We start from the raw sequence: 22,586 nt of genomic DNA on the forward strand, positions 1-22,586 counted from the left end.
TGACGGTATAGGCGCAGCGGTTTGGCACCCCCTTCACCGAGGAGGCGACCGAGGCCATGTTGATGATCGAGCCGTCGCCGCGGGCGATCATTCCGGGCAGCACGGCGCGGATGGTGCGGATCATGGCACGGACATTGAGGTCGAAGGCGAAGTCGAGGTCCTTGTCGGCCATGTCCAGGACTGTGCCGCCATGCACGACGCCGGCGCAGTTGAACAGCACGTCGACATCGCCGAAGCGTCCGATCACGTCCTTGACCATCGCCTCGTCCAGCACGTCGAGCCGCGCGGTCTCGATCGAGCCACCGCCTTGTCCCGCAAGCTCTCCGAGCGCCGCCTCGTTGATGTCGGTTGCCAGCACCCGCGCACCGGCCGCCGCAAAGGCAAGCGCGCTCGCGCGGCCAATCCCCTGGCCCGCGGCCGTCACCACGACACGTTTGTTTTGCAAAGACGGCATGACGGAAGGTTCCTCCTGCGTTGTCATGTTGTCAGACTTCTTTTGAAGTTCGGTCAATCTGACGCCGATTGATTGCAAGCGCAACCTCTCCCCGCGGATTTTCGGTACGGTCTTCACGGAAAGCGTCTCGGGTCTTCTCCGGCCCGAGAACGAGGCTCTAGTCGACTGGGGTCAGGCGATGCTGAGCTTGTCTTTTGCAACGAGTGCGCCGTGGTGGCCGATGACCGCTGCTGCGACACGTGCGGCGAATTCTGCGGCGGCCCGCGCATCGCGGTCCTGGACATAGCGGGCGAGGAAGGAGCCGTTGAAGCTGTCGCCGGCACTCGTCGTATCGACGATCCTGTCAACCTTGGCGGCGGCGACGAACAGTGGTTGTTCGCCTGTCAGGCCGATCGTGATGCCATGCTCTCCGTCCTTGACGATCACGCCGTCTGCGCCGGCCTTCTGGTAGCGGGCGATCGTGGCAGCAGCATCCGCATCGCCGAAATGCGTCGCCTCGTCATCGAAGCTCGGCATGACGAGGCTTGCTGCTTTCCCGCCCGCGGTGATCGTCCGCAGCATTCGTTCCCTGTCCGACCAGAGGCGCGGGCGGATGTTGGGGTCGAAGACGATCAGCTTGCCGTCCTTCCTTGCCCTGTGCAGTTCGCCGAGGAGCCTTTCCACCGCGTCCTCGGCGAGGATCGCGAGGGTGATGCCGGAAAAGGCGATGACGTCCGATTGGCCAAGGGTTTTGCGCAGGTGATCGGCGTCGTCGGCGAGCGCCTTGGCGGCCGAGGCCGAGCGCCAGTAGGAGAAGCTGCGCTCGCCGTTGTCGAGATGGATCATGTAGAGGCCGGGCGAACGTCCTTCGATCCGGCGGATCGAGCCCGTGCCGACGCCGGTGCCTTCCATAAAGCGGAGCATCTCGTCCGAGATCTTGTCGGTGCCGACGGCGGTCAGATAGTCGACAGACCAGTCGGCGGGCAGGAAGAGGCGCGCGTAATAGGCCGTGTTGAACGTGTCTCCGGCGAAGCCCTTGCGCAGGAGGTCGCCTTCGGCCTGCATGAGTTCCACCATGCATTCACCGATCGACAGCATTCGTTTGGTCATTCGTCTCGCTCCCGTTGCGCTGCCCGATATCGCAGGGAACGGGAGAATTGTCACCGTTCCTTCTGGTGAGGGGGCCACTTGTGATCGCCCTGCCTCCCTTGATCACAGTTGCCGACAGTATTGTTCTCGCGTCACCTCGCGATGCTTGGGGTCGCTAAGTATGCGTTGTTTCGACAATACCGGCCCGAAATTAACCCCGTTTTAGCCTTTTCTGGGTGTAGGCATAACCCGATATGCCTGTTGGTTAAGGAAGTGTTGCATTCACTCCGGCGCCGGTATTTGAGTTCGGCCATGTTCCTGTGAAAAGGTGAGCCGATATGTCTATTGATGATTTGAACGTTTCTTCGGTCGATGCGGAAAATGCACTGCTTGACGTGAGCCCGGAGATTCAGGACGAAAGTCAAGCACGCGATCAGGCCGTGGCCGGTGTCGAAGTTGCCCAGGCGACCAACGAAGCCGCTCCGCCGAAGTCCGACCGGCTCCCCGCCGAGAACGCTCCGGTGGCCGAACTTCCGAAGGAAGTTGTGCCGGACCAGAACAACGTCGCGCATCTGCCGGCGAATGTGTCGGTCGACGAAATCCGCGTTGACGGCAACAACCTGATCCTCGTCCAGGCCGACGGTACCGAAATCACGATCGTCAATGGTGCCCTGCGCATCCCGACCTTCCTGATCGACGACGTCGAAGTTCCCCAGCAGGTGGTCCTGGCTGTCCTGGAACAGGACGGTATCGACGTCGCGGCCGGCCCCGACGGCAGCTACTCGGTCGCAGGCGCCGGTCCCGGCAGCTCGGGCGCCGAATTCGATGACGGTCTCCCTGCCCCGGACCTCGGTCCCGGCCCGCTCGCCTCGCTGCTCGGCAATACCGAACTCGAATTTGGCGCGACCTCGAACATCGAAGAATCTTTCGATGACACGCCGGTAATCAACGGTGTGACCGAGATCCTGCTTGCGGAAGACGCGAGCTTCGAAGGCGACTTCGAAAACCAGACCGTCAACGGCGTGTTCGGCTTCGACGGCGGCAATGACGATGGCGTCATCACCTCGATCGCCTATGTCGAAACGCTGAACCGCGACGAAGCCACTGGCGCGGGCGCGCTGACTTCGCTCACGCATGGCGGTGTTCCGGTCGTCGTGACGGCTTCTGCCGACGGCCTGACCCTGACCGGCATGGCCGGCGAGGTCGTCGTCTTCACCCTGACCGTCAACGACGTCGTCACGGGTGCCTTCACCTTCGTCCAGTCCGCTTCGCTTGATCATCCCGATCTTGGCGAAACCGGCGTCGAAGACCTGCTGCGCCTGCACTTCACCTTTACCGTCACCGACAACGACGGCGACACCGCCATCGGCGACGCCTTCGTCGACATCGGCGATGATGCGCCCGTCTTCGGCGAGGCTGAAACCGGTGCCGTCGACGAGGACTATCTTGGCTTGGTCACCGGCGGCGAAGGCGAGGGCGACGGCGAAGGAGGCTCCGAGGTCGCGCTTCTCGTTGCCGACGAGCCGAAGAGCGGAACGACGACCGGTGGTAGCCTCAACATCGACTGGGGTGCGGACAACGGTAACGCCGTCGTGAACGGTGGCCAGACCGATGTTGCCAATGACCGCAGCGTCGTCTTCACTGCCGACACGGTTGCACAACTCGAAGCGCAGGGCCTGACCTCCGACGGTGTCGGGCTGACTTACGTTCTGTCGGACGACGGCACCACGCTCTATGCCTACAAGGACGGCGAGATCAAGATTCCTTCGGATGGTGGTGATGGTGAATTCGACGGCGGGGCCTTGCGCGCTCTGGCGGATTCGCCGGCTGAAGGCTGGATTTTCAAGGTAACCCTTTCCGACACCGGCAATGGCTCCTATGAGTTCGAGCTCGCTGGCAATCTCGATCATCCGGATGCCTCGTCTGAGGACGACCTTGCCCTTGAATTCAAGTTCACGGCAACCGACTCCGACGGAGATTCTGGTTCTTCGAGCTTCAGCATCAACGTGAACGACGATGTGCCGGTCGAAGGCGAGGTGGCTCTCTACAACTTCAGCGGAACCTATTCATCGGGGGCTGTCAATCTTCGTATCCCGGCTGTTGATACCGCAGGTTCGATCGAGTCCAGCATCGAGGTTCCCACCGGGGGCACGATTGCCGACATCAACGTGTCGATCAATCTGACCCACACCTACATGAGCGATCTTGAGATCTATCTGGTCGCTCCGGACGGGACCACGATTCGCCTGGTCGCGAACGCCGGCGGCTCCGCAGATCCGAATGGCGTCATCACGTTCGATGATGAGGCGGCGCAGTCCTTCGGTTCGGCTTCTGCGCCGTTCACCGGAACCTGGCGCCCCGATGTCGACCAGCTTTCGCTCCTGGACGGCAAGGACATGTCGGGAACTTGGACTCTGCACATCAACGATGATGCAGGCGGCGACATCGGAACTCTCTTCAACTGGAGCCTGCAGATCAACAGTGCCACGGCCGGCCCGTTGGTCAATGCGATCGTCGACGAAAGCGATCTGTCTGCCGTAGGTGGCGACCTCGCTACCGGAAATGGCAATGAAGGTGTCGGCGACGACAGCACGGTAACTGACGGCAGCCTCGACACGGATGGCGATGCCACGACCGTCTACGGTCGTCTCGGGATTTCCTGGGGTTCCGATGACTCGAACACCGTCGTCGACGGTGGCATCTCGGTCGGCGACGGTGACCGTTCGGTCACGTTCGGCGCGACCGCTGTCGCTTCGCTCGTGGCTCTTGGCCTGACGTCGCAGGGTGACGCGATCACCTATAGCCTTTCGGAAAACGGAGCTGCTATCACCGCGACTGCTGGTGAGCGCGTGGTGTTCACCGTATCGCTTTCTGACCAGGACAGCGGTTCGTTCCGCTTCGATCTCAACGACGTGATCGACCATCCGGTCGGCGGTGGCGAGAACAACGTCATCCTGCCGTTCAGCTACACGGCGACCGACAGCGACGGTGACAGCTTCACCTCGTCCTTCAGCGTCGGCATTGATGACGACAGCCCGTATGTCGGTGAAAGCACGCGCGGTACTGTTGAAGACGAAGCCGTCAATGGCGGCAATGACGAGGCAGCCGATGAACTGTCCGCGGTCGCCACGGGCAGCCTTGCGATCCGCTGGGGCGCGGATGATGCCAACAACGGATCTGGCGGCCTCGGCGATCGTTCGGTCGCCTTCACCAATGCGACGGTTACCGTTGCAGGTGCTGCTGACGATGCGCTGAGCTCGCTCGGCCGCGCAGTCCACACCACCATCCTGGAAGACGGCACGCTGGTTGGCTATGTCGGCGGCACGGCTCCGACCGTCGCGACCGGCGAGGGCTCCGCCAACGTTGTCTTCTACGCCACGCTCTCCGATGCCAGCAATCGCGGTTCTTATTCCTTCACGCTGGTGCAGCCGCTGGATCATGCCGCGGGCAGCGGCGAGAACACGCTGTCGCTGACGTTGAACTACACGGCGACCGACAGTGATGGCGACACCGCGACCGGAAGCTTCGTTGTCGACGTCGTCGACGATATCCCGGCCCCGGGCGAAGCCGTTTCCGTCACGGTTGACGAAGATGACATCAATACTCTGCTTTCTTCGGGCAATCATCCCAATGACGGCATTGCCGACGGTTCTCTGACAACCTGGTATGGCGCGGCAACGGTTTCCGGCTCGGTAGCCTCGACCGTCTCGTTCGGCTCTGACGATCAGGCGGCCGGTGGCGGTTTCTCCTTCACGGCCAACGCGGTCGCGACGCTCAACGCCCTGAACCTGACCTCGAAGGGTGGCGCAATCGTTTTCACAATCGTAGGCGATGCGATCGTCGGCTATGTGAACAACGCTTTTGGCGGATACCAGCCGGTGCTCGACCGTACCGTGCTGTCCCTGACGCTGAACCCCGAGACCGGCGAATTCACTTTCAATCAGTATGACCAGCTCGACCATGTCGCCGGCAACGGCGAGAACACGGCGCTCAAGAGCGGTTCTGGTTCCATCGCGGGTATCGATTTCGGTGCAGTCATCGACGCCACCGACGGCGACGGCGACGTTCTCAACCTCGCCGGCAAGCTTACGGTCACCATTCGTGACGACATGCCGGAGACCTCGATCACCCTCGACCATACTGTCACGATCGACGAAACGATCCAGCGTCAGAACGACGATACCACCGACAACGATGTTCGTCGGCTGTTCAACAACGTTTCGAACAAGGGGTCGGATGGCGATCTGCAGGGTCCGATCTATGCGAGCGACGACGTCATCGATACCACCGTCAACGGCGGCGCGGACGACAACGTCACGACCAGCCTGACGCTGCGCATCGACAATGCCGCTTCCGGCCTCTTCACGACGGATGGCCAGCCGATCACCCTGTCGCTTGAAAATGGTATCGTGGTTGGTCGCATTCCGAGCGGCGTCGCGGCATTTGCCGTGACGATCGAGCCGAACGGCCAGGTCAGCGTCGCGCAGTACCTGTCGCTGAAGCATGGCGACACCGCTTCCAACGACGAAGGCATCGACCTTTCGGGCAAGATCTCGGCGGTTCTGACCTCGACCGACTACGACGGCGATACCGTCGTGAAGTCCGTTTCGATCGGTGACCGCGTGGTCTTCGAGGATGACGGTCCGCGCTTCACCGGCACCACCGTTTCCATAACGTCCGACGAGGACGACATCCTGAACACGCTCTCTGTGGGCAACTCGCCGAGCGATGGCAGCGCCGACGGCTCGCTTTCCCAGCATTCGTTCGTCGGCGAAGGTCTGGCCGCGACAGTCAGCGGATCGATCGCTTCCGTCGTGGCCTTCGGTGCCGACGGCGCGGCAAGCGGCGGCGGTTTCTCCTTCGCGGCCAATACGACGACGGTTCTCAACGGTCTCGGCCTGACGTCTCAGGGCGGCGCAGTGGTCTTCGAAATCGTCAACGGCGCGATCCTCGGCTATGTCGACCTTCCCGGCACGGGCTACCGGCCGGTAATGTCGCTCACGCTCAACCCGCAGACCGGCGAGTACACATTCCGTCAGTACGATCAGGTCGATCACGTCTCGGGCAACGGTGAAAACACCGCGCTGAAGACAGCAACCGGCTCGATTGCTGGCATCGACTTCGGCTCTGTCATCAACGCCACCGACGGCGACGGCGACACGGTCAACCTTGCCGGCAAGTTCACCGTCACCATCCGCGACGACATGCCGGTCACCACCATCAGCGCCGTCGGCAGCGTCACGATCGACGAGACGGCCGGCATCCAGAACAATGACACGACGGCTCCGGCCGTGGCCAACCTGTTCACGGCCGTTTCTTCCAAGGGTACGGACACCGACCTTAGCGGTCCGGTCTATGCAACGCGCGACGTCGTCGACACCACCCTGAGCGGCGGAACGGACGACAGCGTCACGACGAGCCTGGCGCTGCGGATCGACAACGCCGCTTCCGGCCTGTTCACCACCGATGGTCAGGCGATCACGCTCACCCTCGAAAACGGCATCGTCGTCGGTCGCATTCCGAGCGGCGTAGCCGCCTTCGCGATCGCAATCGAGCCGAATGGCCAGGTCAGCATCGCGCAGTATCTGTCGCTGAAGCAGGGTAACACCGGCTCCACCGACGAGGCGATCAACCTCGCCAACAAGATCTCGGCCGTCTTCACAGCGACAGACTACGACGGCGACGTCGTCGAAAAGTCGGTCTCGATCGGCGACAAGGTCATCTTCGAAGACGACGGTCCGAGCGTCAGCGCCAACACGCTTGTTCAACTGGACGAGGACGTTCGTTTCGGCGGTAATGCCGGCGGTAACGGCGATGACATCGACGGCGCGGCACTTACCGGCACTTTGGCGCACAACGGCGGCGCCGACGGCACTTCGTCCGTGTTGTGGGCTTCCAACGGTCTGACGCTGCCCAGCGGCTTCTGGTACTCGGTATCGGCTGACGGCAAGGTCATGACTATCACCCAGCTCCAGGGCGGCAGCTATGTCCCGGTCGTCACCGTGACGATCACGAACACGGCAACCGGTGCGTATTCCGTTTCCCAGGTCGCTCCGATCGACCATCCGCAGGGCACGATCCCCGGCACCGAGGACAATGTCCAGTTCACCGTTTCTTACCTCGTCAAGGACGGCGACAACGACGTCGCCACGGGAACGCTGAGCATCAATGTCGATGACGACACCCCGACTGTCGGCGCCAATCCGGTCATCCAGCTCGATGATGATGCGCTGCTGAACGGCATCGCAGGCGGTACCGGCGACGACGTTGAATCCGCCGTGCTCTCCGGCACGCTGTCGCACAGCGGCGGTGCCGACGGCACAGCCTCGGTTTTCTGGGCTCCGAACGGCCTCAGCCTGCCGTCCGGCTTCTGGTTCGACCTTTCCGCCGACGGCAAGACGATGACCATCACCCAGTTGCAGGGCGGAAGCTATGTCGCCGTCTTCAAGGCGGTAATCACCGACACTGCCACGGGCGCATACGAGCTCACCCAGCTTGCTGCGGTGAAGCACAACACCTCCGGTACGGAAGACAACCTCGAGGTTTCGTTCCAGTACCGCGTCACGGACGGCGACAACGACGTCGCCACCGGCACGCTGACCGTCAACATGGACGACGACACGCCGGTTGCACGTGCGGAAACCGCGAAGGTGACGGAGGCCTCGCCGACCGTTTCTAACAATCTGATTTTTGCCTTCGACGTGTCGGGCAGCATGGGTGACGATGCCAACGGCAGCGCCCCTGGCAACGCCTCGCGCCTCGCTGTGGCGAAACAGGCTGCGATCAACCTGATCAATGCCTCGGACGCAGCTCAGGTTCTGATCGTCACCTTTGCCGACAATGCCAACACGTCGGTCTGGATGACCAAGCAGCAGGCGCTGGACTTCATCAACGGCGGTTCCTTCCCCGGCCCGAACGGCGGCACGGAATACGGCAACCCGATTGGGGCCATCCAGGCAGCTTCCAATCCGCCGCCGGCCGGCACCACCTCCGTATACTTCTTCTCGGACGGCGATGTCAGCGACAGCGATGATCTGACCACCGCCGAGCGTCAGGCATGGGAGAACTTCCTTGATGCCAACCACATCAAGTCCTATGCCGTCGGCGTGGGCACGGATGTTGCCGTCAACGACAACGATCTGAAGGACGTCGCCCACCAGACCGGCGATCCGATCGTCATCACCACCGGCAACAATGCCGCGCTTCTCGCAACGGCCGCGACCCCGCCGGCGGCGACCAGCGCCAGCGGCAATGTGCTGAGCAACGACGGCTTCGGTGCCGATGGCGGCCATATCGCCTCGATCACCGTCGACGGCGTGACCTATGCCTGGGATGGTGCGGCCACCATCACCAAGTCGGGCGCCGCGACGGGCACGCTCGTCGGAGCAGCACTCGATCTCGTGACGACGCTTGGTGGACACCTGACCTTCAACTTCGCAACCGGGGCCTGGACTTATGCTGCCCCGGCCGACGTGACGACCAACACGACCGAGAACTTCGCCTACACTCTGGTGGACGGCGACGGCGATACGGCCGCATCCAGCCTGCAGATCGCGATCGACGCGGTCAACGATGCTCCGGTCAACACGGTTCCGACCGCCCAGACGGTTGCCGAGGATCAGATCCTGACCCTCAACGGCCTCACCGTCGGTGACGTCGACGCCAATGGCGGCAACCTCACCGTCACGCTGGAAGTCGATCACGGCAAGCTCAACCTTGTCACAGCGGCCGGTCTCACGGTTTCGGGCAACGGTACCGACACGATCACGGTGACCGGCACGGTTGCCGCCATCAATGCGGCCATCAACGGTCTCAAGTACCAGGGCCTTGCCAACTTTAACGGCGCGGACCAGCTCAAGATCACGACGAGCGACAACGGCAATACCGGCCTCGGCGGCGTCAAGACCGACGTGGATACGGTCAACATCACCGTGTCGGCGGTCAACGATGCCCCGTCCCTGAGCCCGGATACCCGTTCGGTCACCTTCACCGAAAACGGCAACGAAGCCCGGTTGTTCTCGAACGTTACGATCACCGATCCGGATAATCCGACCGACTTCGTCGGCGGCAGCGTCAGCATCTCGCTCGGCGCAACGGCAGTTGCCGGTGACCAGCTGGTTCTCGATGCTCTCGGCGTCCAGGTCTCCGGTAGCAATGTCCAGGTCTGGAACGGCTTCGGCTGGACCACGATCGGCCAGGTGACGAGCGGTGCTTTCGGCACCAGCGCACTCGTCGTCACGTTCAACGCCAATGCTACGGCGGCGCGCGTCGAGACCCTGCTCGAGGCCGTGGCCTTCAAGTCGACCTCGGAAGATCCGACTGCTGCCACCCGCACCGCGACCGTCGTGTTCAACGACGGTGGCAATGACGGCAGCGGCGGTGCGCTCAGTGATACCTCGACGATCACCGTCAATGTCATTCCGGTCAACGATGCGCCGGTCTTCGCCGGCAGCGACTATCGCTCGTTCTCGGTCAACGAGAACACGACCGCGGTCGGCAGCGTGTCGGCCACGGACGTCGATGGCGGGGCGCTCACCTATTCGATCGTCAATACCGGTGGAACGGACTTCAACAAGTTCAACATCGATCCGGTGACCGGCGCGCTGACCTTCAAGGCCGCGCCTGACTACGAAAACCCGTCGGATATCGGCGGTTCAAACGGCAACAACATCTATGTGATCGACGTCAAGGTCAGTGATGGCAAGGGCGGCGAGGATATCCAGACCATCGAGGTCACGGTCAACAACGTCAACGAAGCGCCGGTTCTGACGCCCGTATCTGCGTCGGTTTCCTACACCGAGCAACAGGCATCGGCGGTCAAGCTGATGAGCAATGCTGGCGTTACCGATGCGGACAACCCGAGCGACTTCTCCGGCGGCAGCGTCAGCGTCTCGCTCGGCTCAACGGCAGTCTCGGGCGACAGCCTGGTATTGGTGACCGACAGCGGGATCCGTCTGGACGGCAACAATGTGCAGATCAAGACTGGTCCCCAGAGCTGGGCCTGGACGACGATCGGCCAGATTTCCGGCAATGGAAGTGGCACTATCACTGTCAGCCTGAATGGCAACGCAACGTCTTCACGTGTCGAGACCCTGCTCGAAGCCATCGCCTTCAATTCCACTTCGGACAACCCGACCAACGCTGCCCGTACTGCGACCGTCGTGTTCAACGACGGTGGCAACGACGGCACCGGCGGTGCGCTCACCGACACCTCGACGATCACGATCAACGTCACGCCGGTGAACGATGCGCCGACGACGAACGCCGTAACGGCTTCGGGCGCCGAAGACTCGCTGATCAGTGTCCCGTTGAGCGGCAGCGACATCGACGGCACCGTCACCGGCTTCGTGGTTAAGACCCTGCCGTCGAACGGTATCCTCTACAGCGATGCTGCCGGAACCCAGGCGATTGCCCAGAACGCAACCGTCTCCGGAACCGTCTACTTCAAGCCGAGCGCGGACTACAACGGTACCGTCTCGTTCACCTATGCAGCGAAGGATGACGGCAACCTCGCCGATACGACGCCGGCGACCGCGACGATCACCGTCACGCCGGTGAACGACGCTCCGACGGCTGTCGACGACGTCCTGTCGCCGGTTGCCGAGGACAGCGGCGTGCGGACGATCAGCTTTGCCTCGCTGCTCAACGGCGACGGCAAGGGTGCATACAATGAAACGACGCAGTCGCTGACGATCACGGCGATCTCCGACGTGGTTGGCGGCACCGCCGTGATCAGCGGCACGAACATCCTGTTCACTCCGGCTGCGAACTTCTCCGGCACGGCCTCGTTCAACTACACGGTTCAGGACAACGGCCAGACCAACGGCACGAACGACTTCAAAACCGATGTCGGTTCCGTCTCGTTCCCGGTCACGCCGGTCAACGATGAACCGACAACCAACCCGGCCACGGGTTCGGGCGAAGAAGACAGCACCATCGCCGTCACGCTTTCGGGCGCCGACATCGACGGAACCGTCGCCGGTTACGTGATCAAGACCCTTCCGGTGAACGGCATCCTTTATGCCGATCAGGCTCGGACCATCCCGATCACTCTCGGGCAGGTGATCAACGCATCGACCGTCTACTTCCGCCCGACACAGAACTACAGCGGCGACGCTTCCTTCCAGTATGCTGCGGTGGACAACGGCGGCGCGGAAGACGCAACGCCGGCCACGGCCTCGATCTCCATAACGCCGGTCGTGGACGGGTTCTCGTTCGGGGTCCAGCACATGAACGGCGACGAGGACACGTCGATCGCGCTGCATATCTGGGGCAACCTCTATGACACCGATGGTTCCGAAACCCTGACGTTCACGATTTCCGACATTCCTGTCGGGGCCGTGCTTTCCGACGGCACCAACAGCTTCACCGCAACGGCAGGCAATACCAGTGTCAATATCGCCGGTTGGACGCTGTCCGCTCTGGCAATCACGCCGCCGGTAAACTCCGACGCCGATTTCGCCCTTCGGGTCACAGGAACCGCAACGGAAACGGCGAATGGTGACAGCATTTCGGGGGATCTCTCCCTCAATGTCACGGTTCACGGGGTCGCGGATGCGCCGGCGCTGACGGTCACGCCGGCAAGCGGCGACGAAGACACGGCCATCAGCCTGCAGCTCGCCGGTGCGCTCACGGACACCGACGGTTCCGAAACGCTGAGCTATACGATCTCCGACATTCCGGTCGGGGCGAAGCTGACGGACGGCAACGGTCATAGCTTCACTGGGTGGTTCGGTGGATCGAGCGTCAGTCTGGCGGGCTGGGATCTGGCCACGCTCAAGATCACCCCGCCGTTGAACTCTGACGTCGATTTCGCGCTGACGGTTACGGCAACGTCGACCGAAGGTGTCGGTGGCGATACCGCGACCACGGTAGTCAGCCTGCCGGTCACCGTGACCGCGGTGGCCGATGTTCCCGGAATGGGCTACGGCCTCTCCCTTGACGGCAAGGAAGATATGCCAATCTTCTTTTCAGTGTCGCCCGTGCTTGATGACCATGACGGATCCGAGACACTGGCCGTGTCGCTCTCCGGTATCCCGGTCGGCGCCGTGGTTTCGGATGGAACGAATAGCTTCACCGCAACAGCGGGCTCGACCAGCATCGATCTCAATGGCTGGAACCGCGGCTCTCTCACCATCACGCCGCCGCTCAACATGAGCGGCATGATCAACCTGACAGTCACGGCCACCGCGACCGAAACGTCGAACGGCGATTTCGAGACGATCACCTACCCCATTTCGATCCCGGTCGCTGCGGTCAACGACGCGCCGGTGATCACCGGTGATCTGGGTCTTGCCGTCAATGAAGGCTCAATGGTCATCGTTACGTCAACGGACCTCGGCTTCACCGACGTCGACGACGTCGCAGCAGGCGTAACCTTCACGGTTTCCGCCCAGGTCAACGGCACGGTCCTGGTCAACGGCGTTGCCGCGACGAGCTTCACGGGTGCCCAGCTTCAGTCTGGTCTCGTGAGCTTCCAGCACAATGGCTCCGAAACGAACTCCGGTTCGTTCGGCGTCAGCCTGGAAGACGGCAACGAGGATGGCTCGGCTCCGGCGACCGCAACGGTCAATGTTGTCGTCAGCCCCGTCAACGACGGTGCGGCCCCGATCACGGTTGCTGACATCACGCAGACGGCGACGGCTCCGAAGGTTGGAGATATCCTCCAGGTGACGCTCGGTGCAGATCCTGACGGTGCAAAGACCAACGTCGTTTACCATTGGTTGCGTGACGGCGTGGATACCGGCGCGACAGGTACCACCTATACGCTTGGTGCAGGGGATGCCGGTCATGTCATGTCGGTCCAGGCGACCTATGCCGACGGCCAGAGCTTCAATGAAAGCGTGACCAGCGCGGCGACTGCGGCGGTGATCGCGAACAATGCGGCACCAGAGGCGGCGAATGACAAAATCATCACCAACACCACGTACTTCTCGGTCAGCGATGCCGCTCTTCTCGCGAACGACGGCGATGCCGACGGCGATTCCTTGGCGATCACCAGTGTCACGGCATCCGGGTCAGATATCGCGTTGCATTCGGGATCCTCGACCACGTTCTCCGACACCTACTACGGTTTCTATACCACCTATAATGGAGGGAGTTTCAGCTACACCGTGACGGACGGCTCCGCCCCCGATAGCGCAACGGTTACCGTGCAGTACCAAAATACCCTGTCGCTCACCGGTACCTCGGCCGACGAAATTCTGATCGGAAGCAATTCCGCGGAGTCTCTGAACGGCAACGGTGGGCTGGACCAGTTGTATGGCAACGGCGGCAACGACACTCTCTACGCCAATGCGAACGCTATCGTGATGGATGGCGGCAGCGGCACCGACACGTTGAGAGTCAGCTCTGACTTCACCAGCACAAGCGACGGTCAGATCGTTTATGTCGAACAGGTCAACCTGACCAGCGCAGGGATCCTCAATATGTCGAACCAGGCCGAAGGGTTTAAAATCATTGGGTCGTCTGGTGTCGACACGATCACTGGTGGTGCCGGCAACGATATCATTAATGGCGGTGCCGGGAATGATATCATCCACCTTTCCGTCAGCAATGCTGATGCGGATCAGCTTCGTTTCGCGACGAACACTGGCAGCGATGTCGTCAACAATTTCGTCGCAGGTCAGGACAAGATCGCCTTCCTGGACGGCAACGGATCTGGGGCAGTGGCGTTCGCTAACACGAATGGTACAGCTGCAGGAGCGGGGCTCGCGGCTAGCGACTTCAATACCGCGAGCACTATTGCAGCGATTAGCTCAAGCTATGACAATCGTGTGATCGTCATAACTTCTGCTCAAAATGAGGCGCAGATTCTTGCCGCGACGAACAATGCGCAGAGTTCGTATGTGGTCGTCTACAACAGCACGGCCGGTGCCGCTCAGGTGTGGTTCGATACGAACTGGAACAGTGGTGGGCTTGGTAGCCGCTCGCTTGTTGCGACCTTGAATGGACTAACTGCTGCGCAGGTTGCTGCGTTGACCGCGGCGGATTTCCGCGCCTACAACAGCGCCACCGACCCGATTGTCCTCGACCTCGACCAGAACGGCTTCACCTTCTCGTCGGTCGACAACGGTGTCGCCTTCGACATCGACGCCGACGGGGACAAGGATCAGATCGCCTGGACCAGCGACGATGGCATCCTCGCCTATGACGTGGATGGCGACGGCGTGATCGACAACGGTTCGGAGATCTTCACGCCGAGCTTCAACGGCGGAAGCCATGCAAGCGGGATTGCGGCTCTGGCCACGCTCGACAGCAATGGCGACGGCAAGATCGATGCGGATGATACGGCCTTCTCGAGCCTGTCGATCTGGATCGACAGCGACAATGACGGCATCAGCGATGCCGGCGAGCTGTCGAGCCTCACCGACCACGGCGTTTCGAGCATCTCGCTCGGCGCGACCACCGTCGGCGGCAGCGAGGACGGCCAGACCGTGTTCTCCGAAGGCACCTTCACCTTCGAGGACGGCACGACCGGCACCTATGTCGAGGTCGGTTTCGACACGATCTCGAACGACGGTGCGACCGATGTCACCACGCTGATCGGCACCGACGGCGACGACATCCTCGCCAGTGCGCTCGGTCAGACGATCATGACCGGCGGGGCAGGGGCCGACACCTTCGTGCTCGACACCGATGCCCTCCACGGCATCGCGGTTGCCGACGTGATCACGGACTACAGCGCTGACGAGGGCGATACGCTCGACATCACCTCGCTGCTCGACAGCCTGCTGGGCGAGCAGGCGAGCGAGGCGGATGCGCTGGCAGCCGTCAAGACGACCGTCGTCGGTTCCGACACCGTGGTCAGCGTCGGTGCCAATAACGAATGGCACGACGTCGCGGTCCTCCAGAACTACACCTCGGTGGTCAAGGTGCTGTTCGACGACGAGCACCACCAGACGAACGTCACGCACACGTCCTGAGTGATCTCGGTTTCACCGGACTGAAAGCACAAAGGCCCGGCGACCATGTCGCCGGGTCTTTCGTTTGGAAACAGATGGTTGGGATCGTGCTCGCGGCGGGAGGGCAGACGGGCGCCAGGTCGCCGCTACGGACTGTGCATCAATGCTTTTCAGCTTGTGGTTGTCGGTCATGGCTTCGCCTTTCCCGGCCAAGACCGGGTGAGTGTCACTCGAATACAACTCCCCGAAAATTGGACTGGTCAAAGTTGTACGGACCCAAAAATGGTCGAATGATTATTCCGGGTGCTGATCTATAACCACTCTGGAATTTAACCTTGTTCAGGAATTGGCCTTCAAACGGGGGACAAAGAACTGGACAAGGACATCCTGCTTGCTTAATGAAATGATAACGGCTTAATCTGGTCGTGTTGCATAAGCAATTGGGGTGGGTCCTTAGATCGAAAGTGGAGCTTGGCGAAGGCGCACAGGGGTGTGAAGCTTTCGGTTGAGCTTTTGCGAATTTAGCGACTGGCCGAAATAATTCTATGCTCGTGCTGCGTGCTGGAAAAATGGGGATAATCTGGTGAACAAGAAGAGCCGAGTATACGTTGCATTGTCTGCAGCCGTCGCCCTGAGCTTGTTGGGTGGAAATTACTCCAGCGCCACGACGCTCAAGCAGGCGATCGACAAGACGCTGAAGACCAATCCGCAAATTCTTCAGGCCGCGAAAAATCGCGAGGCGGTCGAGTTCGAGCTGCGCCAGGCGCGCGGTCTCTATCTCCCGTCTGTCGATCTCGAGGCCGGCGTCGGCCGCCGGAGGCTTGCCAGTCCCTCCTCGGGCGGACTGACCTCCGATCACGACGATCTGAAGCCGTCCGACGTCAGCCTGACGATCACGCAGACGCTGTTCGATGGTGGGGCGCGCCGCTCCGAAGTGGAAAAGCAGGCATCGCGCGTCGACGGTGCTTCGTTCCGTGTCGTAGAGCGTTCGGAATCGCTCGCCCTCGAAGTGGTGCAGAGCTATCTCGAGTACATCCTGCAGACGGAGATCGTCGCGGCTGCCGCGCAGAACCGCAATTTCCACCAGCAGATGCTGTCCGACATCAACGAAGGCATCAAGGGCGGTGCCCTGACCGACGCGGACAGCCTGCAGGGCCGCGAACGTCTGGAAGCTGCGAAGGCGCGTCTGGTCGAAGCGAACCAGGAGTTGGAGCAGACCAAGATCCGCTATCTCGCCGTGGTCGGCGAGCCGATCGCCAATCCGCAGGTTCCGGGCTCGGTTGCCAAGGCGTTGCCGCGCACGCTGGACGATGCGATCGTCATCGCCGCCAAGAACAGCCCGCGCATCTTCTCCGCCAATGCCGACATCGATGCGGCTGATGCCGACGTCAAGGGTTCCCGCGCGAACTATCTGCCGAAGGTGAACTTCGAGGTCAGCGCCTCGACCGGCAACGACATCAACGGTGACTACGGCAACACCAACGACGTTCAGGCTCGTGTGGTCGCTCGCTGGAACCTCTTCCGCGGCGGCATCGACACTGCCCGGGAGCAGGAACAGATCCGCCGTGCGAGCGAGCAGCGCTACAACCTTGCCCAGACCCATCGCGAAGTCGAAGAGGCTGTGCGCTCGGCCTGGAACGAACGCAAGAACCGTTCGGAACTCGCCGGCACGCTCGGCCAGCAGTCGTCGACCAACGCCCAGCTCGTTTCGTCCTATCGCGAGCAGTTCAAGGTTGGTCAACGGTCGCTTCTCGATGTTCTCGACGCGCAGAACACGCGCTTCAATACCAGCGTTCTGGCCCAGACCGCCCGCTTTGCGGCGCTCTTTGCCGAATACAAAATCCTGGCCGCTTCCGGCAATCTCGTGAAGACGATGAACCTGAAGCCGATCGAACAGGGTGAAGGTTACGCAAGGCAGGAATTCTCCGTCCCGGCGACTGCGGCACAGCCGAAGTATGTCGAGGTCGATTCCCGCCAGAGTGCCGGCGTTCCGTTCGATCTTCTTGCGCCAATCAGGTCTCAGTAACCTACCGGTCGCATAGCGATGTTGGACATAGTTTCGGAAAGCCCTGCCGCGATACCGCTGCGGAGCTTCAAGGCTGCCTTCAAATCAGTAGCGGCGTACTATGGCCGACCGACCTCGGACACTGTGCTCTTCTCGGGCTTGCCCGATGAGGTGACCGAGTCGCTTGATGTCGACGACGTCGAGCGACTGGCTGAACGCATTGGTCTGCAGACGCAGAAGATTTCCGAGCGCGATTGCCGGACTGGCAATTTCGAATGTCCTGCGATCGTGGTGTTTCCGGAGGGGCGGATCCTTGCGGTCCTTGAGCGCGATGAGAACGGCACCTCTCTTCTCGACGTCGTAGCGAAGGACGGGGCGCCGATCCGGCTCACCCCGGAGCAATTCGCGCGGCTTCAGCCGAAAGCGGCCTTCAGCTTTTCGATGTTCTACATGAATGCCTCGGAAGAGGCACTCGTCGGAACAGCCGTAGAGATCGAGAAGCGGCACTGGCTGGCGACGACGCTCGTTCCCTATTGGCGGACCTATGTGCGGGTCATCGTGGCGGCGCTGTTCATCAACGTGATTGCGCTGGCGACACCGCTTTTCACCATGAACGTCTATGACCGGGTGCTGCCGAACAAGGCCATCCCGACGCTCTGGGTCTTGGCGTTCGGCGTGCTGCTTGCCTACACCTTCGACTTTCTGCTCAAGACGGCGCGCGCGACGCTGATCGACTATGCCGGTCGCAAGGCGGACCTGCGCCTGTCGCAGCTGATCTTTGACAAGGTCCTGAACTCCACGCTCGCCTCCCGGCCGATGTCGACCGGCGAGTACGCGAACCGCATCACCCAATACGAGTTCGTCCGCGAGTTCTTCACCTCGAACACCATCGGCGTGGCGATCGACAGCGCTTTCGTGTTCGTCTTCCTGTTCGTCATCTATCTGATCGCCGGCTGGCTGGTGGTCATTCCGGCAGTGTCCTTCATCCTGACAGTCTGTGTCGGCCTCATCGCCCAAGCACAGATCGGCAAGAGCATGGCGACGGCGGCGAACGAGGCTTCGCGGCGCCAATCGCTGCTGGTCGAGACGATCTCCACCATCGAGACGGTGAAGAGCCTCGGCGCGGAAGCCGGCATGCTGCGCCGCTGGCAGGAGCTGACCAAGAATTCGAGCCGCACCAGCGAGCACATCAAGCACATCTCGTCGAACGCGGTAAACTGGACGACCTTCATCCAGCAGGCGGCGGGAACGCTGATCGTGGTGGCCGGTGCCTACGAATTTGCTGCCGGCAATATCGCCATGGGTGCGATCATCGCGGCTGTCATGCTGTCCGGCCGGGCCGGTGCCCCTCTCGGCCAGGTCGCGATGACGCTTGCCCGCTTCCGCCAGGCGACCATGTCGCTGCGCATCCTCGACAAGATCATGGAGCAACCGGACGACCGGCCCTCGACGGCCGGTTTCGTCAATCGCCAGATCCATACCGGCGCCTTCAGCTTCGAGAATGTCAGCTTCCAGTATCCGGGCTCCGATTTCCCGGTTATCAACGGTTTGTCCTTTTCGGTGAAACCGGGCGAGAAGATCGGCATCATCGGCCGTATCGGCTCGGGCAAGACCACGATCGGCCGGTTGCTGGACGGGCTCTACCTCCCGACCTCCGGTCGCGTTCTGATCGATGGCGTCGATATCCGGCAGTACCACATGGCGGAAGTCCGGGCGGCGGTGGCGATCGCCGGACAGTCATCCGAACTGTTCTCGGGCACGGTCAAGGAGAACCTTCTGATCGGGCGGGCCGACGCGACCGACGACGAGTTGCTTGAAGTTGCCAAGATGACGGGCGTCGATCTCTTCGTCGCAAACCATCCGCGTGGTTTCGACATGCCGGTCGGTGAACGCGGCAGCAACCTGTCCAACGGACAGAAGCAGGCACTCACGATCGCCCGCCTACTGCTCGTCCGTCCGAAAATCGTATTCCTCGACGAACCCTCCGGCGCCATGGACATGGCCAGCGAGCGCCATCTGATCAATCGGCTCAACAATGCGTTCGGTCCCGAGACCACCCTGCTGATCGCCACCCATCGTCACAGTATGCTCGAACTCGTCGACCGCCTGATCGTGATCGACAAGGGTCGCATTGTTGCCGATGGGCCCAAGAAGGCGGTGATCGAGGCCATGCAGCGTGCAAAGACGGAGCCGGCATGAGCGCCTTCGTCGCCCCCCCCAACATCGACCATCCGCCGATTTTCGCGCGGGCGATCCTCGGGCTTTCCGCAGCCTGCATCTTCTGTTTCATCCTCTGGGCGGCAATCGCCGAGATTGATGAGATTGCGCGCGGCGAAGGCAAGGTCATCCCCGTCTCCAAGACGCAGATCGTCCAGACTTCGGAAGCGGGTATCGTTCAAGACATAGCCGTCAGCCTGGGGCAGGTGGTTCACAAGGGGCAGCTGCTGGTACAGCTGCAGAACATCACCACGGAATCGACGCTGGGCGAGTCGGTCGCGAAGGCGCGGGCCCTCGGCGCCAAGGTGGCGCGGCTCACTCTGGAAGAGGCCGGCGATTACACGTCGCCTTTCGTCTGTCCGGCCGATGTCCTTTCTGTTGCAAAGGCCGTCTGCGACAACGAACAGAAGCTGCTGGATGCCAACCGGGCGAGCTATTACACGAAGAGCAGCGTGCTGGAGGAGCGCACCAAGCAGAAGCTCAACGAGCTCAGTGAGGCGCATGCCAATATTGCCCGTCTCCAGGAAAACATTGCAGGCGCCGAAAGGCAGCGCGACCTCGTGGAGCCGCTGGCCAAGAAGAAGCTCGTCGCCGAAACCGAACTGCTCAGCATCCAGCGCGAGCTCGCCGACCAGCAGGGCCAGTTGAAGGTCTATGAGGAGAGCGTCGAACGGCTCAAGGCCGCCGTCGAAGAGGCGAAGCTTTTGACCAAGGACGCTTCGATCGAACTCCAGCAGCAGGCGCTTGCCGAAAAGGCACAGACGCTCGCCGAGCTTTCGGTCGTCGAGGAGACCATCCGCGGCGCGACCGACCGGGTCAAGCGCACCGACATCCGCTCGCCCGTCGACGGCATCGTCAACACGCTCGACATCAACACCATCGGTGCCTACGTCGATCCGGGCAGCGTGATTGCCGGCGTCGTTCCGACGGCGGATACGCTGCTCATCGAGGCCCGGATCTCGCCGCGCGACGTTGCTTTCGTCCGGCGTGGCCAGAAGGCGGTGGTCAAGGTCACGGCCTATGACTTCTCGATCTTCGGTGGCCTCGAGGGGGAGGTCGCCAATATTTCTGCCGACAGTCTGGTCGAGAAGGAAAAGGGCGAGACCTACTATCTCGTCCAGGTGAAGACCGACCGTTCCGACCTGGTGCGCAACGGCAAGTCCTATCCGATCATGCCCGGCATGGTCGCCTCCGTCGAGATCATGACGGGTCGCAAGACCATCCTCAGCTATCTTCTCAAGCCGATCAACAGGGCGCGCGCCGAAGCGCTGACGGAGCGCTGAGATGGCCACGGACGAAGCTGTTCCGACACTCGAGATGCCGCCGGCCTCGCAGGCCATCGAGCTCAATGATCGTCTGCCGACGATCGATGCGTCTGACATCGAACCGCATTTTCGTGCTGTCGCCGCGCGGGCGGGGGAACGGCGTGGCATCCGCCTCGAGCGCATTTATTGGGAAGGGCTTCGCCGCATCTCGACCGAGTCCGGGATGACGACCGCCGACATCGTGCAGCGCGCCGCCACTCAGGTTCCGGAATCGGCGAACCTTGCCTCACTTCTGCGCGTCATCAGCTTCAAGTGGGCGCTGCGCCGGCTGACGCAGCTCGAGGAGAAGACCTCGCTCAACAACCTCAATGCGATCGTCCAGGCATCGCCGGCTCCAACCATCGTGATGACGCGCGAGCGCAAGATCCTGCTGTTCAATGAACCGTTCCTGTCGATGCTGCGCAACCGCTTCTCGCTCGGTGAAGTGCAGCAGCTGGCGCGCGGCCTGAAATTCCTGATCGATACCCATGTCGACGAGGCGCTGGACACGTTCGAGCGAAACCAGGGCACCATCATCAAGACGAGCTTCACGGTCAGCCTGAACCTGCAGTCCATGCGCGGCAAGATCAACATCGCACCGGCGCCGAGCCATGAGAAGTCGATGCTGATCGGCTACGTCTCAGGCTTCTGATCCGCGCTGCAATCAGCTCACGTGAATGCCTCAGATAACGAAAAACGGCCCGCATGACATGCGAACCGCTATCCGCTCGGACACTGTGGTGCCTGGCCGGAGGGACAATTCCGGCCAGTTCACGCATGCCTCAGAGAAGGGGACCTTCGCCCGGCGCGATCTTGTCGATCGGTGTGGCTGCGCCTGCAACCAGCTTGCGGCTTGCGACGCGCTGGCCGTGGAAGAAGCCGCGGCCCTCGACGATCGAGTAGAGGGGCAGATAGTCGGGAAGCTTGGCGTCGGCCAGGACGTCGTCCCGCATGTTGTCGAGGATGTAGTAGGTGTCGCCGACGGAGACCGAGAGGACTGCGTGGTAGAACTCGCGGCGCTGGTCGTAGAGGATGACGAGTGCCATATCGTCCAGGCTGGTGCCGGCGGCGTGAAGTGCCGCCATCTTCAGGATGGCGAAGTCTTCGCAGTCGCCAGCCTGACGGGCGATCGTCTCGCTCGGCTTGGCCCAGCGATCGGCGGTCCTGTAGAGATCCTTGTCGCGGCGGTACTGGATCGACCGGTTGACGGTGGCGTTGATGGCGTTCAGCCGATCACGGATGGACGACTGGGCGGTTCGGGAGAAGGAGGCCTTGATCGCATTCGCGGCGGCATTGCAGGCGCTGCCCTTGCAATCGAAGGCTCCGCCGCCGGCCATCTCGTCGAGCGAGGGGGCGAACTTCTTGAGGGCGCCAAGGCGCTTCATCGGGAAGGCAACCGTGTCGAAGACGGCGCCGGAGGGTCTGGATGCAGTGATCGAAGGCTTCCCTGCCGGCGCGATGGCCGCGGTCTCGACGGGCCGCGTCGCGGGAATGGCTGCGATCGGGCGGTCCGAGATCGAGCCGGTCTGGATGCTGGCATCGGGCCCCGTCACCACAGGAACCGGCCCCGCCGGCAACAGTGCGGCGAGTACAGCGGCTACCGAGCGGAACGACGGTGTCACGATATTGGACAG

General features: G+C 61.9%; 8 protein-coding genes. 5 read left to right on the plus strand and 3 right to left on the minus strand.

The genetic code is table 11. The annotated features are described in order from the left end of the window. Together HHL25_RS19835 and HHL25_RS19840 are read right to left on the minus strand one after the other, a co-directional pair. Positions 1–454: SDR family NAD(P)-dependent oxidoreductase (locus HHL25_RS19835; protein WP_169594904.1), on the minus strand; the 454-nt coding region annotated here is incomplete at its 3' end. 171 nt (positions 455–625) lie between these two features. Next, positions 626–1,543, minus strand: coding sequence for a sugar kinase (locus HHL25_RS19840; RefSeq protein ID WP_169594906.1), 918 nt, complete (start codon positions 1,541–1,543; stop codon positions 626–628). A gap of 317 nt (positions 1,544–1,860) precedes the next feature. On the opposite strand from HHL25_RS19840, the gene HHL25_RS19845 reads away from it, so the two are divergent. The 5 genes from HHL25_RS19845 to HHL25_RS19865 all read left to right on the plus strand — a co-directional run bounded on the left by HHL25_RS19845 (position 1,861) and on the right by HHL25_RS19865 (position 21,604). Further along, the gene (locus tag HHL25_RS19845) at positions 1,861–15,447 is read left to right on the plus strand and encodes a T1SS-143 repeat domain-containing protein (protein ID WP_169594908.1); all 13,587 of its coding nucleotides are present in this window, start codon (positions 1,861–1,863) and stop codon (positions 15,445–15,447) included. 562 nt (positions 15,448–16,009) lie between these two features. After that, positions 16,010–17,452 carry a TolC family outer membrane protein gene (locus HHL25_RS19850; RefSeq protein WP_169594910.1) on the plus strand — a complete coding sequence of 481 codons (1,443 nt, stop codon included), beginning with the start codon at positions 16,010–16,012 and terminating at the stop codon, positions 17,450–17,452. Positions 17,453–17,470: 18 nt separating this feature from the next. Further along, positions 17,471–19,630, plus strand: coding sequence for a type I secretion system permease/ATPase (locus HHL25_RS19855; RefSeq protein ID WP_169594912.1), 2,160 nt, complete (start codon positions 17,471–17,473; stop codon positions 19,628–19,630). Then, on the plus strand, positions 19,627–20,931 hold the full coding sequence (locus HHL25_RS19860; protein ID WP_169594914.1) for an HlyD family type I secretion periplasmic adaptor subunit: 1,305 nt from the start codon (positions 19,627–19,629) through the stop codon (positions 20,929–20,931). Before HHL25_RS19855 ends, HHL25_RS19860 begins: the two co-directional genes overlap by 4 nt. A gap of 1 nt (position 20,932) precedes the next feature. Beyond that, positions 20,933–21,604, plus strand: a complete 672-nt coding sequence (locus HHL25_RS19865) for a ribbon-helix-helix domain-containing protein (protein WP_246701913.1) — start codon at positions 20,933–20,935, stop codon at positions 21,602–21,604. 130 nt (positions 21,605–21,734) lie between these two features. Here HHL25_RS19865 and HHL25_RS19870 read toward each other — a convergent pair whose 3' ends face one another. Next, entirely contained in the window at positions 21,735–22,574 is an 840-nt protein-coding gene (locus tag HHL25_RS19870; protein WP_315853101.1) for a transglutaminase-like cysteine peptidase, read from the minus strand. Positions 22,575–22,586 lie beyond the last annotated feature (12 nt).

Source organism: Rhizobium terricola, assembly GCF_012927355.1.
Classification (GTDB): domain Bacteria; phylum Pseudomonadota; class Alphaproteobacteria; order Rhizobiales; family Rhizobiaceae; genus Allorhizobium; species Allorhizobium terricola.

Excerpts from the sequence above, each read along its gene's own strand:
- HHL25_RS19865 (WP_246701913.1), top strand. The coding sequence starts at position 20,933 with ATGGCCACGGACGAAGCTGTTCCGACACTCGAGATGCCGCCGGCCTCG.
- HHL25_RS19845 (WP_169594908.1), top strand. The coding sequence starts at position 1,861 with ATGTCTATTGATGATTTGAACGTTTCTTCGGTCGATGCGGAAAATGCA.
- HHL25_RS19840 (WP_169594906.1), bottom strand. The coding sequence starts at position 1,543 with ATGACCAAACGAATGCTGTCGATCGGTGAATGCATGGTGGAACTCATG.
- HHL25_RS19855 (WP_169594912.1), top strand. The coding sequence starts at position 17,471 with ATGTTGGACATAGTTTCGGAAAGCCCTGCCGCGATACCGCTGCGGAGC.
- HHL25_RS19860 (WP_169594914.1), top strand. The coding sequence starts at position 19,627 with ATGAGCGCCTTCGTCGCCCCCCCCAACATCGACCATCCGCCGATTTTC.